This is a genomic window from Streptococcus pluranimalium (assembly GCF_047785745.1).
Lineage (GTDB): Bacteria > Bacillota > Bacilli > Lactobacillales > Streptococcaceae > Streptococcus > Streptococcus pluranimalium_B.
In genome coordinates this window covers 1-15540 of record NZ_JBLOJT010000033.1, presented here as the reverse complement: position 1 = coordinate 15540, position 15540 = coordinate 1, and the positions used below count along the sequence as shown (strand labels likewise).

At 35.4% G+C, this 15540-nt stretch carries 17 protein-coding genes, 1 tRNA gene and 1 pseudogene; 8 read left to right on the top strand and 11 right to left on the bottom strand.

The genetic code is table 11. The features are described 5' to 3' along the window. Window positions 1-40: 40 nt before the first annotated feature. Window positions 41-111 (top strand) — tRNA-Thr (locus ACMZ6U_RS05300). A gap of 70 nt (window positions 112-181) precedes the next feature. Here the strand turns inward: ACMZ6U_RS05300 and ACMZ6U_RS05295 are convergent. From ACMZ6U_RS05295 to ACMZ6U_RS05255, 9 genes are all read right to left on the bottom strand, one after another. After that, window positions 182-1315, bottom strand: a complete 1134-nt coding sequence (locus ACMZ6U_RS05295) for a tyrosine-type recombinase/integrase (protein WP_416106888.1) — start codon at window positions 1313-1315, stop codon at window positions 182-184. A 58-nt stretch (window positions 1316-1373) separates the two neighbouring features. Beyond that, window positions 1374-1709 (bottom strand): DUF771 domain-containing protein, encoded by a 336-nt coding sequence (locus ACMZ6U_RS05290; RefSeq protein ID WP_018380165.1) that lies wholly within the window; start codon window positions 1707-1709, stop codon window positions 1374-1376. 18 nt (window positions 1710-1727) lie between these two features. Then, window positions 1728-2219: a hypothetical protein gene (locus ACMZ6U_RS05285; RefSeq protein WP_416106886.1), complete on the bottom strand. Its 492-nt coding sequence runs from the start codon at window positions 2217-2219 to the stop codon at window positions 1728-1730. Beyond that, window positions 2216-2401 carry a hypothetical protein gene (locus ACMZ6U_RS05280; RefSeq protein WP_170237725.1) on the bottom strand — a complete coding sequence of 62 codons (186 nt, stop codon included), beginning with the start codon at window positions 2399-2401 and terminating at the stop codon, window positions 2216-2218. The genes ACMZ6U_RS05285 and ACMZ6U_RS05280 overlap by 4 nt, the downstream gene beginning before the upstream one ends. Then, window positions 2370-2879: a hypothetical protein gene (locus ACMZ6U_RS05275; protein WP_170237726.1), complete on the bottom strand. Its 510-nt coding sequence runs from the start codon at window positions 2877-2879 to the stop codon at window positions 2370-2372. The genes ACMZ6U_RS05280 and ACMZ6U_RS05275 overlap by 32 nt, the downstream gene beginning before the upstream one ends. A gap of 236 nt (window positions 2880-3115) precedes the next feature. After that, complete coding sequence (locus tag ACMZ6U_RS05270) at window positions 3116-4462, bottom strand: FtsK/SpoIIIE domain-containing protein (protein ID WP_416106884.1); 1347 nt, start codon at window positions 4460-4462, stop codon at window positions 3116-3118. Continuing rightward, complete coding sequence (locus ACMZ6U_RS05265; protein WP_341932441.1) at window positions 4443-4901, bottom strand: hypothetical protein; 459 nt, start codon at window positions 4899-4901, stop codon at window positions 4443-4445. The genes ACMZ6U_RS05270 and ACMZ6U_RS05265 overlap by 20 nt, the downstream gene beginning before the upstream one ends. A gap of 162 nt (window positions 4902-5063) precedes the next feature. Further along, complete coding sequence (locus ACMZ6U_RS05260) at window positions 5064-5426, bottom strand: hypothetical protein (protein WP_416106882.1); 363 nt, start codon at window positions 5424-5426, stop codon at window positions 5064-5066. Window positions 5427-5757: 331 nt separating this feature from the next. Continuing rightward, window positions 5758-6186 carry a sigma-70 family RNA polymerase sigma factor gene (locus ACMZ6U_RS05255; protein WP_341932439.1) on the bottom strand — a complete coding sequence of 143 codons (429 nt, stop codon included), beginning with the start codon at window positions 6184-6186 and terminating at the stop codon, window positions 5758-5760. A gap of 291 nt (window positions 6187-6477) precedes the next feature. Here ACMZ6U_RS05255 and ACMZ6U_RS05250 point away from each other — a divergent pair, with 291 nt between their 5' ends. Continuing rightward, window positions 6478-7455 (top strand): hypothetical protein, encoded by a 978-nt coding sequence (locus ACMZ6U_RS05250; protein ID WP_416106879.1) that lies wholly within the window; start codon window positions 6478-6480, stop codon window positions 7453-7455. 72 nt (window positions 7456-7527) lie between these two features. On the opposite strand, the gene ACMZ6U_RS05245 is transcribed toward ACMZ6U_RS05250, so the two are convergent. Beyond that, on the bottom strand, window positions 7528-7866 hold the full coding sequence (locus tag ACMZ6U_RS05245; protein ID WP_018380159.1) for a helix-turn-helix domain-containing protein: 339 nt from the start codon (window positions 7864-7866) through the stop codon (window positions 7528-7530). A 156-nt stretch (window positions 7867-8022) separates the two neighbouring features. Between ACMZ6U_RS05245 and ACMZ6U_RS05240 the strand changes: the two genes are divergently transcribed. The 4 genes from ACMZ6U_RS05240 to ACMZ6U_RS05225 all read left to right on the top strand — a co-directional run bounded on the left by ACMZ6U_RS05240 (window position 8023) and on the right by ACMZ6U_RS05225 (window position 12853). After that, the gene (locus ACMZ6U_RS05240; RefSeq protein ID WP_416106878.1) at window positions 8023-10515 is read left to right on the top strand and encodes an LPXTG cell wall anchor domain-containing protein; all 2493 of its coding nucleotides are present in this window, start codon (window positions 8023-8025) and stop codon (window positions 10513-10515) included. 56 nt (window positions 10516-10571) lie between these two features. Continuing rightward, the gene (locus ACMZ6U_RS05235) at window positions 10572-11096 is read left to right on the top strand and encodes a hypothetical protein (protein WP_416106876.1); all 525 of its coding nucleotides are present in this window, start codon (window positions 10572-10574) and stop codon (window positions 11094-11096) included. 94 nt (window positions 11097-11190) lie between these two features. Further along, entirely contained in the window at window positions 11191-11577 is a 387-nt protein-coding gene (locus ACMZ6U_RS05230; protein WP_416106874.1) for a hypothetical protein, read from the top strand. A gap of 10 nt (window positions 11578-11587) precedes the next feature. Continuing rightward, entirely contained in the window at window positions 11588-12853 is a 1266-nt protein-coding gene (locus tag ACMZ6U_RS05225) for a hypothetical protein (protein WP_416106872.1), read from the top strand. Window positions 12854-13097: 244 nt separating this feature from the next. Here ACMZ6U_RS05225 and ACMZ6U_RS05220 read toward each other — a convergent pair. After that, window positions 13098-13319, bottom strand: a pseudogene (locus tag ACMZ6U_RS05220) (transposase); the annotation flags it as partial. 464 nt (window positions 13320-13783) lie between these two features. Between ACMZ6U_RS05220 and ACMZ6U_RS05215 the strand changes: the two are divergent. Both ACMZ6U_RS05215 and ACMZ6U_RS05210 read left to right on the top strand, forming a co-directional pair. After that, complete coding sequence (locus tag ACMZ6U_RS05215; RefSeq protein WP_416106870.1) at window positions 13784-14038, top strand: DUF1912 family protein; 255 nt, start codon at window positions 13784-13786, stop codon at window positions 14036-14038. An 11-nt stretch (window positions 14039-14049) separates the two neighbouring features. Then, the gene (locus ACMZ6U_RS05210; protein WP_416106868.1) at window positions 14050-14700 is read left to right on the top strand and encodes an HD domain-containing protein; all 651 of its coding nucleotides are present in this window, start codon (window positions 14050-14052) and stop codon (window positions 14698-14700) included. Window positions 14701-15540 lie beyond the last annotated feature (840 nt).

Below are 15540 nucleotides of genomic sequence, written 5' to 3'. Positions count from 1 at the left end.
TATACAGGTTAGATTAACTAACCTGTTTTGTTAGTATTTTGCCGCTATAGTTAAATGGTATAATAGAGCAATGGTAATGCTCAGTTCCGAGTTCAATTCTCGGTGGTGGCATAATATTTAACTAAAAACGTTGATATATCAACGTTTTTTTGTTTTTTGGTCACCATTTGGTCACCAAACTTTACCTTTTCCCTAGAAACTCGCGGACTTTGGTGTTTTCATTTTCTTCCTTTTCTTTTATCAAATGTCCGTATGTTTCAGTAATTTGTTTAATGTCTTTATGCCCCATGATTTTAGCTATTGCCCAGATGTCTATATCTTGTGATAGCATCATACTGGCATAGGTATGTCTTAACCCAGTTGAGCTTAAATTTTTGGGTTTTATATTGATATCTTCCATTGTTTGACGTAAGGAGCGATTGATGCCTTGACTGGTTGGAACCCCTGTAAAGAAATCTATAAATAATAAATTTTCTTCGTTTGACATTTTGTAACGTTTAAAATAAACTTCTTGTTCCCGTTTTAACTTTTTAAGAATTTCAATTGTTTGTTTGTCAATAGGTACCGTTCGAATTGAAGTTTCTGTTTTAGCTTTTGTCCATTTTGATTTTTTGGTATCATATCTTCGATATGTTTTTATTTCTAAATCATCCCACAAGATACAATCCCAAGTTAGTCCAGCAACTTCACCGAATCGAAACCCTGTTTTCATTTGAATGTATATAAAGTAGTCGGTGACGGATTTGTCATAGTCTACTTTTCTTTCAAGTTCATATAGTAGTTTCTTATAATCTGCTGTACTAGCAATGTATTTATCAGAAACTTTCTTACTGTTGTTTAATCCTGTAATGATAGCACCTAATGTGAAGTCATCAATATTCAGTTTATCTCTTTTAGCAAACGTGATTACCGATTTAATCTCACTATTTAGTCGACTGACACTATCTTTACTTATTTCTTGGGCATAGTGATTAATAAAAGCTTGATAATCACTTGGTTTAATCTCAGATGCTGGTTTGTCACCAAAGTAATCTTTAATCCTTTTTCCACGGTAGAAGTGTTTGAGCAAAGTGCCTTCACTCTTCTTTTGCGGAAGTATCATTAATTCGTGCCATCTTTCCCATAATTGATATAGAGTAACGTATTTATCAATAACTTTACCTTGAATTAGCTTCAGCTCGATATCAATAGCTTCTTTCTGAGCTTCGCGCTTTGTCTTAAAACCAGAGTTACTGGCAACGACTTTTTTATCTTTGTCAATAATTCTATAATCCCATAATTTCTTCTTTCCACGTTGTCTGTATGATATTGCCATTGGTTATCCTTTCCTATAACACGATAACCAAGAATTTGTCTTGGCTATCTTACCATATTTAACAAAAGATGTCTTTAAAATGTTGCTCAAAATAATGCCTTGTTTTACTGGCTAAAAAATAATAGCGTCCCCCTTGATTATCAGGGTATTTTACAAAGCCATTATCATTTAATTCAATATCAATCTGAGAGCGTATATCTGGGTTATACAACACTTTATCAAGGAACCAAGGTCTTGAGACGCTAAGGAGCTTTAAAACGTCTGTAAGGGTCATATATTGCCCTTCTGACGCTTTTTCTTTTAATTGTTCGTAATCATCTTTATCAACTAATACCTTCGTTTCTGGAAGTGTGATAGCGATATTTGTTAAATCAACAGTAATTTTTTGGGTCATAGGAAATCCTTTCAACATTTAGTCATCTTCCCATGGAACGGGGAAGCGCTGTAGGTAATTTTTATATTTGGTTACCCAAGCTTCATGGTCTTTATTGGGTAAAAATTCCTTCTTATAATCGAAAAAGAGATACTGAATAAGTTCACTGTCGGAACCATCCCCCCATACCTGATTCACTTTATAAAGAAGGGGATACAATCCCGATCCCTTCTTCATATAGTCAATTGAACGTTTCACGGTATCATCTCTAGGATTTTGGGGTGAAAATTCAAATTTTTTGTCATCTAATAAATTAATCATTAGCCGTGTAATCCGATGGGGTCTGTTAGAATTTACATGAAAGAACATATACTTATCCAAAATGGATGATAAAATAAGATTTTTTAACTCATTATCTGTTTTACATTGTCGTATGGCCTTCGTTAGTTCATGGGCATAATGCCCTTTGTATTCCACTTCAAAACGTGTCCAATCGTCTACAGCTTTGGCTTTACTTAGGTTATGCTTCATTTTTTTTGTTCCTTTTTCTTATCGTAAATACGAACCAAGGCTTTAGAGCCTTTTGTTCTTGTCCCTATATAGATAGTCTCGGCTTCAAACTGCTTTGAGATATCATTTATTTTTGATGGATTTTTAGGATATGGTTTTTCTTTATTATCCTTAATAACTTTTGCGAGTAATTCTTTTGCCATAGCGTATTTCAGTCCTTCCTTGCTCAATAGAGCGTTTTAATTTGGGTATGCTGATGCCTTCATTGATAAAGTCACAACACAAATCTACCCGTGATAATCTTGCGTGATATTTTGTAGATATAATCATATTTAAAAAGGTATTTAATTGGATGGGTTCATTAAACTGTTCTTCATAGCATTTACGATAATCCGACCACGAAAATGCCGAAAATTTGACAATCACGCCCATATTTTTGTAATACTCGTGAAAGGCAACGGACAGGTAAAACGGAACATTTTCCACAATGAAGCCGTGTGTATAGCCTGCTGGAAGCCCATCTTTTGTAAAATTGATGATAGGATAAAAAAAGTCTAAATGTGATTTTTCTAGGAATTCCCTAGATATTTCAACAGCAGTATCAAACCAATCTTCAACAGTAACATTAACTGTAGATTGCAATACTAGGGTAAATTGGTCAATATCAACGGAAACTGTCATCTTTTGTCCTTTCGTTAGTAACTGTTTTAAAGCTTAAAATGCTAGATAGGATAAGGCTTGAAGCTTTTATTTTGGGGGTGGTCGAGACTGGGTATTTACCATACCCAGTCTCGGGTGTTGCTTTCCCCGCTTCGCGGGAGAAAGCAACAGATAATACAACATGCCTGAACCAATTGTTAACCATCCCTTTAAGAAGCTCCCTGCCTTTTTTATCAACCTATGTAGCTTAAAATGGTTTAATCTTTCGACTGAATCTGTTTAAAAATCCTGTCAAAGCCGTCTTTATACAAATCAAAATCGAGATGTGGTATGGCAAGTACTTTTGGGTCTTGTACATATCCATCTAACGTATAGACACCTTCGCCTAATTCAAATTGTCTCTTAGGGACATCTGTACGCTCGAATGCGGTTGTATAAGTGGTTGCTTGAGCATTTCCCATAACGACCTTAAAAAGTAAGCTGTTTCTGACATGAGTCGGTAACAGAGTTGCATCACTTTTTTGCATGGCGATAATAACAAAGAAACCAAGTTGTGAGCCTTTTAGCACTAAAGCATCAATCATGGCATTGATATCATCGCGTTCTGCCTTGGGTCGATTTTTTAGAGAACTGGCAAACGATGCGTATTCATCAATGACTAGGAGATAAGGAGTCATTCCAAAAAACTTATAATCTTTATCAAGTCCTTGCTTCTGCATAGGACTCATGGTTTTTTCCCGTTCTTCCATTGCAGTCAGGTAATCTTTTAGAAGCTGTCTTGATTCATCAATAGAAACAGCTACATGTCCTATATCCTTACCTAGTTGACTAATTGAACTTCGTTTTGGGTCAATGATGAAGAGATTAGCTAGACTGTTATCTTTTTCATTGTAATGTCCGTATTTAAGGAGATAGTTCATGATGAGCCAGTAAAGACTGTAGCTTTTACCTGACCGCGTCGCTCCAACGATAAGTCCATTACAAAAGGCTGGAAGTGTGAGGCGTTTATCAATAGGTATTGCTGTCGGACTGTCTTGTTGTTCTAATAATTGTTTAACATCATCTAAACTATTCAGTTGAAACCGTCGATTAATAGACTTATCATCTAGCTCATAAATGTAAGCATTCTGTGTTGGAATCATGCGATGTTGCTCAACTACAAAACCAGAGAGTGCTGCTGATAAATCTAGTTTTTCTAGTTTTTCTTGTAAGCTGATACGATTTTCGACGCGTAGATACCAGATACCATCTTTACAATAAAAGTCGATTTTCGGTAATTCTACCAATGTTTTTCCAGCATAGTATCCTTTTTTCACAAAAACTTGAGCGGCAATGAGTTCTTTTTTTAGATAAGCTACTTGTCGCCATAAGGAGTAAGCTTTTTGTAAACCAAATGCTTTAACATGGTAGTTACGATAGAATTTACACCATAATTTTAATATTAAGTAAGACTTTAGAAATAATAGAGCAAGACCACCGATAAGGAGTGGTTTGAAGTTTGTTAAGCCAAATAGTATGAATAGTAATATTGCCGCTAGGAAACAGCCTAGCAAAATGCTTACTAGGCCATCCCAACGACGTTTATCAGTCGTTATAATTTTCATCGTTAGATAATCCTTCCTTATTGTTCATCGTAGTGATGGTATCATCACCATTCATTATTTTATCTAGTTCTTTATCAGAAATAGTTGTAAAAAAAGGTTTTTTAGGGGTGATGTCATCATTATCAAATATGCTAGTACGATGACTGACGTCCGCATCTTTTGGGAGATGATGGATGTCGCGATATAAGTCATCGTCACTTAGTTTTCTGTAATAGGGTTCAGTAGGGTCGTTAGGGTCTGCTGGTTTCCAGTTAGTGATTTTTCGCATAATAGGGTCTTTTCGTGCGGTATGTTCCATTAGCTTGTCATAAAAATTAGCAGAATCAGATGGAACGGTCGCTTTCTCAGCATCGCGTTCTTTGTTTTGAAGTCGAAGCTTTTGCTTTAAGCTATGCTTAGCTTCTTTTTCTTGTTGGTGTTTATTAAATTTTTTTGCCATAAGATAACCTTTCTAGAGTTTTATAAATCGAAAATTATATTTAATTTTAATAGAAGCTTGGATAGTTGGTAATCGTATGTTAGGTTGAATGGGTATCATGTTATTACTGACAAACCAACTCAAGTAGGGGCATCAGACTACTTGACTGTTTGTCATTCCTTTCTATTTGGTTGTTTTTAGTGCAATAGATTCAGCAGTAATACTAAGTTGATTGCCGTAGTCGCCATATACAGTTGCAGCTGGATTATTAATGGCAATACTTGCAAACTTCTTATAATTTGGTAAGGGCTTGGTTACCTTGATGACAAGTTGTTCACCGCCGTTTAAATCTGGGTCGACATTGTCACCATAATCGGTATTATCGACAGCGATGACACATTTTGCTTTGACGCCAAGTTGTCCTTTTATTTTGCCGTCGCCATCGTATTCAACCCAAGGTTCATCTGCAATGATACGTATATCCTTGTCTTTCAAGAATCCTTCAGTATCGAACACTTGGAATTGTCGTAATTTTTTTAATGCCATAATAGGCTCCTTTCAAATAGAAACTACCCTAAAGTCTTCCGAGTAGTTGAGCGTATAGCAGGAAGATATGCTTGATAACCAAATGATACTGATGCCAAGTATCAAGTATGGCTTATAGGGATTTGCTCGGTTTATCGTCATGAGCTGGACAAGTGTGTTACATTCCTTTCTTATCTATAGGAGAATTACAAGCTAAAACTCGTAATTTTTTTTGATAATTGATGAGATTTTTTTGAATTGCCCCTTTGTCTATAGGAGAATTGGAGCATTGAATTCGGAATTTTTTTGACTTTTTGTCATTTTTTTTTGCTGAATAGTGATAAAACAGCTGTTATTGATAATCGGCAAGCAAAAATCTTAAGGTACTTATAGCTTTAAAGTAGTGCGATTTGACTGTTTTATCACTCATACCGACGATTCTAGCAATAGCACTATAGGATTTATCTTCTTCAACCTTCAATTCAAAAATTTGGCGGTCAATAGGAGAAAGCCGTTTCTTAGCATCTTCTATTGCAATGTCTAGCTCATTCGTTATCAAAGCTTCTTCAGGATTTTTAGCCTTATCTTTAACAACGTCATGTAATTCGGTACGTCTACCATTTTTAGAAATATTGAATTCAAGACTTCTTTTATGATGGTATCTGTCACGTCGTTCAGCATTATTAAGTTCTTGGTCTAAGAGTCGTTCCACTGTATCCCAATCTTTATTGGCTGCAGCAGCTTCAATCATTTGTTCACGTCTATCTGTAACTTTACCCATAAGGGACCTTCTTTCCGTCCTTTGTCATGAACGGAAAGAAGGTAGTGATCCAGAATAGTAGGCCGAAAAATGGGGTCACCAAATAAACGGCGAAACAATTCGTGGCAAGAAAAGACCTTTATCGCCTTTTCGTCACTTGTTTCAATCCGTCCATTTGATGGCCATCAGTAAGGACTAATTATGTTATGACTCTATATTAAAGGAATTCACGTAGGTGCGAAATGATGGTATAATGTTAGATAAACACATATTATGCACCCACGAACTAAAGAGAAGGATTTTGACAAAAAAATGGATACTATACTAAACGAAGTACTTGGAATGATATACCTGATGATTAGTGAACGTGTGAAGAAACGTAAAGAATTTCTCAAATTAACTCGATTAGATATTTCAGATTCACCTAATGGCGAACAACTTGTCTCATATGTTTTAAATAATCGAATTCATCAACGTAAAAACCCTTACTTGTTAACACCTAATATCGCAGATGATATCGTTGAGAGTCTAGGATTTGAAAATGTCTTTTCTTTAATTTGGGGAGACAAGGAAACGAGGGAATCTTACTTTTTCTACCTATTTTATAAAGGCATGGAATACCTAGATGAATCAGCACCAGATGTAGTGAATGACTGTCTGTTAGATTACCTTCCCTATGCTAGGGCTAGGGCTTATAGTGACTTAGATAAAGAATATTTCAATCAATTAAGTGAACAGTTAGCTAGTCCCTATTTTGATAAGAAAGCATTAAAAAAGTCTCGTGACTTGGCTATCGCGAGACTATACATTTTATATAAAAATAGATTTATGCTTGAACATGCTCATTTTTTCGTTACTAAATACACTACAAGATTAAATGATAAATTGAAGGATTTTTTTGAAGATAACCTATATAAGATGTTTTCTGAATTGTCTCAAACAAGTAAAGGCAAAAGAACATATCTATTAATAAAGGAAATTCTTGAACAAAGTCATGAACATCTACAATGGTCATTAAGTGGTACTCAATCAATTTATCAAGACGACAATGTTATTTTTGATGTTGATGATTTCTCAGATGATATTGATGCATCAACCGATGAAGATGCTATTTATATAGACCTTAATGACATCTATCAACCGATAGCAAAAATCGCAGAATCTGGTCATCACTATATTGAACACCTTGTTGAAAGTCAGGAACAACTTAGTGGAATTAGTCAGCAAGAACTTTATCAGGTCTTTAAGAATGATAGATTCTTGGATACATCACTTCAGGAAGATGAATAATTTAATCCAAAACAATGGAAAAATCACCTAGGCAACATTAGCTTAGGTGATTTTCTCTACTATTATATAAGCTCATTTTTTGTCGTATTGTTTGACAATGGTAATGAAGGCTTTTGTCAGTTGCTCTTGAACGTCTAATGGCAACGAACTTAATTGATCTGTTAGTGTTAACAGATTTTCGGTGTCAAAGCTTGAGAAGTTAAAGAACTCTTTAGGTGTTACTTCAAGCGCTGACATGATTTTTTCTAAGGATTGGATTTTTAGATTGTAGTGCTGGTTCTCAATGTTGTGAATGTATTTGGTGCTAAGGTCAGCCATTTCAGATAATTTTTCTTGACTAATACCTTTTTCTAACCGTAATTGTCGAACTCTTAATGAAATATAATGCTGCAATGAGTTTTCTTGAGTCATATCATTCCCCTTTTTCCCTATCATACAAGCTTTAATAAGTGATAAAAAGGTAAATGAAACTAACTTTTTTTATTAAAAAGTATGTTAAAACGAACCGAAATGTGATAGAATGAATTTGTCAAAATTTTTTTGGAATATTAATGGAGGATTATTAACTTGAACAAACACAAACTACTCGCTTCCGCTGCGGTTCTTGCCGCTGTTGCTGGCACTGGCGCTACTGTTAACGCAGAAGAAACAACGCAACCCACACAACCTGTTCTTAATGCTGAAAATACAGTAACCACAGAAACGGTTGAAACACTCAAACCACAAGTTGATGCAGCTGCTCAAAAAGTAGATGAAACGGCTATGGCTGTTACTGAAGCTGAAAATACTCTCAAAGAGGCTCAAGACCTCTATGATTACGAAAAAGCAGCATACGACCAAACGAACGAAGCTATTAAAGCTCTTGAAGATACTGCAACGCAAGTAACACCTGAAAACATCGCAGCGGCTGAATCTGTTGTAGAAGACGCTGAACAAGATGTTAAAGTTGCTGAAGAAAAACAAGTAACTATTGAGGCTGAAGTAGCTCCTGCCAAAGAAGCGGTTGAATTGGCTGAATCAGTTGTCGCAGACGCTGAAGCTGATGAAGCAACCGCTAAAGAAGCCGTTGAAGTTGCTCAAGACGCTGTAGCAACACTTGAAAACAACGAAGACCCACGTGTTGCACTAGAAAAGCGCGTTGAGACCGCTAAAGAAGATGTAGACATCGCTAGCGATAACTTGACGAAAGTAACAACTGAGGGTGAGGCTAAAACAACTGAATTGGAAGCTGTCGTCAATACTGAAACTGAAAAAGTTGAAGCTGCCAAAACAGGTAAGAAAGCTATTGCAGAACGCGCTGTTGGTGATATTATTGAACGTGGTAACGCAGAAACTAAGAATTCGTCACCTGTAAAGTACTCTGGCGCCGAAACAGTATCTATTGAGTTGACAGCGGCGCAAAAAGAAGAATATGCCACCACCGGGCGCATTGCATTCACACCAGACGCTAATGAGTTAACTAAATGGGCTGTTTATTACATGAACAAGCTTCGTGACTTAAACGGTATTACTGAACGTGTCGAAACAACTGACAAAGCTATTCAATACGCAGTAGCTCGTGCAGATGAAATGCGCCGTAACGGTAAAATGAGTCATGACACAGAACTCTCAATTGACGCATCATCTGAAAACATTTCCTACAGTAGTCGCATGAATTCATTATCAAACCAAGAATTGGCTTACTATTTAGTAGCTGGTTGGTACGATGATTCATACAACGTATCTTCCAGTCTCGGACACCGTCGTGCAATCTTATTTTCACACCAAGGACTTGGAGTGGCTGTAAATGGAGTACAAGGTGGTGACTACTATGCTACCATGGACAATACCCCTGAAGCCGATGCTGAAGGTATAATCAACCCAGACTTTATTCCTCAACTAGCACTTAGTCGCAAATACAACTACAAAGAAATTAAAGATGCGAACGGCGAATGGTATAGCACGATCAACGGTAAAGAAACAGTCTTCTTACCAAAAATCACTTTCGTTTACGTGACAGATGCCGCAACTGACGTTGACGAGTCAGCACTTAACGCTGCGAAATCAGCACTCAAAGAGCATAAAGCAAGTCTTGCTGAGGCTGTTCGCAAGGCTGAAACTGAATTAGCAGAAGCTCGTGCTGAATTGACAGCCGCAACGAAAGCTCTAGAAGAAGCTCCTAAATCAGAAGACCACGCACAAGCTCTAGCTGATGCTAAGGCCGTTCTTGCTGAAAAACAAACTAAATATGAGGCTGCTAAACAAGAAACAGTAGACGCTAAAGCGGACTTAGAAACCGCTAAGGCAGAATTATCACGTAAAGAAGCGGCTGTAGCTGAAACAGTAAAAGCTGTAGAAGACGTTAAATCAGCACTCATTAAAGCCCAAGACGCTTTGAAAGCCTTACAAAACCCAGAAGGTCAATTGGAAGACTTAAAAGAACGTCGTTGGAATATCAGGATGAACATCAACTCAGCAGAGTTTGGCGTATCAAATGCGATTGAAAAACTGGATGCTCTTCGCAAGGAACATGCTGAAGCTGAAGAAGCTTACCATTTGGTAAAAGCACGTTACGATGCCCTTTTAGCCTTGTCAGATAAAATGGATCAAAACATTGATGCACCAAAAGATGATGAACAACCAGAAACTCCGAAAACGGATGACAATAAATCAGATGACGTTTCTGAAGTAAAACCTGTTGACAATAAAGTTTCTCCTGAAGTGAAACCTGTTGATGATAAGGTTTCTCCTGAAGTGAAACCTATTGACGATAAAGTTTCTCCTGAAATAAAACCTATTGATGATAACGGTTCTGTCAATCCAGCTAAAGATGCTAAAGCTCAAATGCAATCAAATGGTTACCGTAAATCACCAGTTACAGCAGTTTCATATGGCAAAGCAAACGCTAAGGCAGCTGTTGAAATGGTAGCAAGCAAAACAGACGATAAGAAAACTTATTCACGTGTTGCTAAAACTGAAATTTTACCTGAAACAGGTTCAAATGAATCTGTCATGGCGATGCTTGTTGGTATGGCAATCACAGGACTTGGATTAGTAAGTCTTAAAAAACGCCACAATTAAGGATTATATCTAGTGGGGAAACTCACTAGATTTTTTAGGAGAGAATTTTAGGAATTATGTCAAAAAAACGTTTATATATTGCAATTGCTTCAGTTTTAGGTCTTATTTCTGTATTAATGCCTTGGATAACATTTCAAGAATATAGTCTAAATGCTGTTAATGATACCTTCCAAGATGGCTATTTCTTTGGTTTGGGGTATATTATCATTTTAGTTTGTCTCTTTTGGGGCAATCCACAATCAGCATTGACCCAGAAAAAGAATTGGATAATCCTTGGTACTTCTGCCCTTATCTTTGTATTTGTAGTAGGGGATGTTATTGCCAACAATGATGCTTTTGATATGGGAGCTAGTTTAGGACTTGGTGCCTATGTCTGTCTCTTAGCATCTGGTTTCATTGCAGTCTTTAGTTTTTTAGGCCGAAATGTATCAGCTGGTAATTCTACTGTTGATTTTGATAAAGAAAAAATGGTAGAACTAACTCAAAAAGGGACAAAAATTGCGAAATCAGCAGCCAAAGTAACTCAACGAATAGCAAAGTCAGCCGTTGATGAAGTCAAAAAAGAAATGAATAAGAAATAAACTATGAATCTTCTTGTCAATTTGGCAGGAAGGTTTTATTAGATATTTAATATTTTTTGAATTTTAGGTATAATGAGTTAAGGAGAAAATTAAAATGCTTACATATAATGATTTTACGAAAGAAATAGATGCTTTAGATTTTGAAGCTTGTCAAAAGTTGTATGATGAATTACTTGCGTGTGCACCGACTAATGATTCTGATTTTGATGAGTATTGGAAAAATTTTGTTAAAAGCGCCAATGAGTACACTACAATCCGATCAAATTGGTACTTGATTTCAAAGGAAGAACGTCAAACAACTGACAGTCACCGTACAACTGTTCATAATCGTGTTATTACTGATTTGAAGATGGTTTCAAAATTACTTGAACTTGATTATGGTTTATCCCCAGAATGGTTTGATGTTAGTTCAGAAAATAGAAAACAAGTTGGTGATTTTGCCAATTACATCGCTTATGTTTATGCAGTAAATGGAAGATAGGAAAAAGGTTGTGAAAAAAGTTTTAGGAATTACAATGATTTGTTCAGCATTACTATTAAGTGCATGTCAATCAAACACAGTTAAAGAAGCTAAGTCTACCCCTGCAAGTACGAGTAGTGCTAAAAAGCAAACCAAAACGTCAACAACATCTTCTAAAAAGCAGGAAAAATCTAAAACCAGCAGCAATGCACCTACTGAAGTTACATCTGATTATCCTGAATTATATGGAAAGTGGAAAAATGAAGCGGGTTCTACTTTGCAAGTAGATGCTGATGGTGCTTTACATTTTAAATCATCAACAAACAGTGATGGACATATTAAGGGAAATGCTTTTCAATTAACAGGGCAAGAATATGACAAAGGTGTATTATCTTATAAATATGAGTTAGATTTAACTGGTTTTACAGATATTCTTTATATGCCGAAGGATAATAATGCTGGAAAATTTTTGATTGGTGATAAAAGTAAGGAAAGATTACTTTTAAATCGAAGTAATGCAAGTAATGAAACGACCAATCCAGAAGTTTTAAAAGAGATTCTATTTTATAAAGACAGCGACAATCAAGCTGATAAAGTTAAGAAGAACGGCATTGATTTAATTGCTACTCAATTAGAAGATTATTCAACTATTGAAGGGCAGTGGTCTAATGGACAAGAAACACTTGATTTTTCTAAAAAATTAAATGAGTTTAAATCAGGTAGTGATGTTAGGGTAACTTCTGAGTTGGAAGATAATACTCTCAAGTTTTTGATGACTCCTGAAATTGGTTCGCCTTTTTACTATATAATATACCCAGCAGGTACCACAACTATGGATTTAGAAGGTGCTTATATTGCTAATGAAGACGATACTTCAAAAGATAGAGTTTTGGTAATGCAAGAAATTTATGCTAGTTTTTATTATCGTGAAAGTGACGCTAGTGTGAATACTACAAAGAGTTCAAATAATGATTTCACAGGGATTGAAGTTGAATTAGAAAACTTCATGATAAATTTTCGAAATGCTGTTAATGAAACGATTAGTACCAAAAAAGACCATATGGCTGACTTATATGTTTCTACTGATAATTCAGCGTATCAAGAGACTTTAGGCTGGTATATGGATGCACCTGAACCTTATAAAAATGTGTCAACGAAATCATTTTCTAATATTAAAGAAGATGGCAACACCATTAGCTTTAATGTTGTAATTGATAATAATGGAACAGATTCTAGTCGTTTTTACAAACTTAAAAAAGTTGATGGCAACTATAAAATTTTGGAATTTAGGTATTAAAAAACTCCCCTAATTTACAAAAAGGGGAGCTTGAAAATAGCCTATTTGGTCAACATATGGTCAACTTTCTCAAATTAGCTATTATAAATTGAGTGACAAATTCTTGATTTCATGCAATTTTTGTTACTTATTGCTACATATTTTAACTGCCAAGCACTCGGTGGTGGCAGAATAATAGATTGGGGGTATCTTTCTAGGTACTTCTTTTCTTGACTCTTTGTCAACTGTAGTGGGTTGATGTCAGCTATATTCTAGAGAGGACCAGTTTGGTCTTCTCTTTTTTAATGTTTAGTGCAATGAGAATCCGTTTTTTAAAGTTTTCAAAGTTTCTGAAACCAAAGGCATTTCGCTTAATGACTTTGATAAGGTTGTTAGTAGCCTCTAATTTTGCGTTTGAATAAGGCAGCTCAAGAGCATTAATAATCTTCTCCTTGTCTTTTAAAAAGGTTTTAATACTCGAAGAAAATCAAAATCTGATATTGTCAAGTTTACCTTGATGAACTCTAGTTCTAGCTACGACACTTTTTCTAGTCAGATTTTGATTTTCTTCGAGTATTAAAACTGTCTGAAAGATAGGATGTACGCTTGAAATATTCAATAAAAATTTAAAAGTAACTTATAATAGAAATATTAAGATAATAGTAACACAAATAAGAAATAAGAAGATTTTCACTTCTATAGAGTTCTTGAAATAATCAACTTAAAAACCAGTGGTCTACAGATTATGGTTCGGAAATTTAGTTTTTGCTTTTAAACGAGTCTAATGTTTACTTTTGTTTATAACTGAAGAGCTGTTTTTTAATCTATTGAAGATTATTTTTCTGATTAATCAGGTTGGACTATCTATTTTTATAGATTTAGAATTTTTATGATTTGTAGATGATTCATGTTATAATAATGCTATTAGTTTAAGTTTTTTGGGAGTAGTTTATGTCTAAAGAAGAACAATTTTTAAAGGATTTTAGGGACTGGGTTGATACTCAAATTGTCATAAATGAGGGTGCTATGAAGGCTAGTCAGCAGGTGTGGGAAGAAGATAATGATGAGCGAGCTAAGGACGCTGTTATTCGTTATGAGAGTCGTTTAGATGCCTATCGTTTTCTTCAAGGAAAATTTCAAAATTTTGAAGAAGGCAAAGGTTTTCATGATATTCCTGATGATATTTTTGGGAAACGTTCCTACTAAGGTGTTTGTCGATGACTCAAGAAACTATCATTCGGGAGGCAGAGGTATTTGTCAAATCAATATTAGGTGACGATTCTTCTGGACATGACTGGTGGCATATTGATCGTGTTAGAAATTTAGCTCTTAGGATTGCCCGTGAAGAGAATGCGAATCTTTTTATTTGTGAATTAGCAGCAATGTTGCATGATATCGCTGATGATAAATTGAATGAATCTGATTCTCTTGGTGTAAAGAGAGTGTCTGATTGGTTATCTGATAAAGATGTTTCAGAAAGCGAAAAATCTTCTGTACTGGACATTATTCTTAATATGTCTTTTAAAGCTGGATTGAATAAAGATAAGGTTTTGTCTCTGGAGGGGCAAATTGTTCAAGATGCAGATCGTCTAGATGCCATTGGTGCTATTGGTATTTCACGAACGATGGCTTATGCAGGTAGTAAGGGAAATTTAATCCATGTACCTGGCACTAAGATTCGCACAGAAATGACCTTAGAGGAGTACCGTCAACAGGAATCCACAGCTATTGCTCATTTTTACGAAAAATTATTGCTCTTAAAGGATTCGATGAATACTGCCACAGCTAAATCTCTGGCAGAAAAGCGGCATAGCTTTATGGAAACATTTTTAAATGAGTTTTATGCTGAATGGGATGGCACTCTGTAAGATTAAGATGCAGTACTTAATGGCAGATTTTAGAACTGTTCTGTCCAAGTGGACAATGAAATAATAAAGCTTAAACAGCGGTCCTGTTCTTCATTTCAAAGGGGAAAAAGGCAGCTGTTTTTGTCATCACTCATTATGTTAAAATTATAAAAATTAAACTAAACAGCCTATCTTTATTTACTCTTACTAAAAATGAGATTGTTATGAGAGTGGTTTATTCTAAGAAATCAGCGAAGATTACCCCTATATGCCAAACCTAAAGAGACGATCTGTGATAGCGTTACTTTTCTTAAATTAGTCTACTCATTCTTTGATTACTATGGTTTTTAAACGTTTCCCTAGAAGCTAAGAGTGAGAAGATTATTAACTGAGGAAATCATAGTACAGGATGTTATGTAATCACGATTAGATTTAAGTCAGAACCTTGTATGATAAAAAGGAAAAATGCTTTATTCGATAGGAAAAAATATTATCGCTTATACTCAATAAAAATATAAATCTGAAACCATTTAAGTACAAGGTGTAAATCTGGACGATTTACTAGGATAAGGAGACTCGAACCATAATTCTATATTCAGATTTTGAATTAAAATCAGTATTAGCAGAATGGACGATTTTCAGTAAGAAAAAAGAAAAAACTTGCGGCAATGTACTGACCCCAAAAAGTTGGACAACTCATTATTGAAAGGACTTAGTTCTGTATTGGACAGGACTAAGAACCTGTATTCATAAAAAATGTTAAACTAAAGATATGGCACGAAAAGCATATGATACTGATTTAACCGATCAATAATGGGCTCAACTTGAACCCTATTTCTCCAAACACCGCACCTATAAATG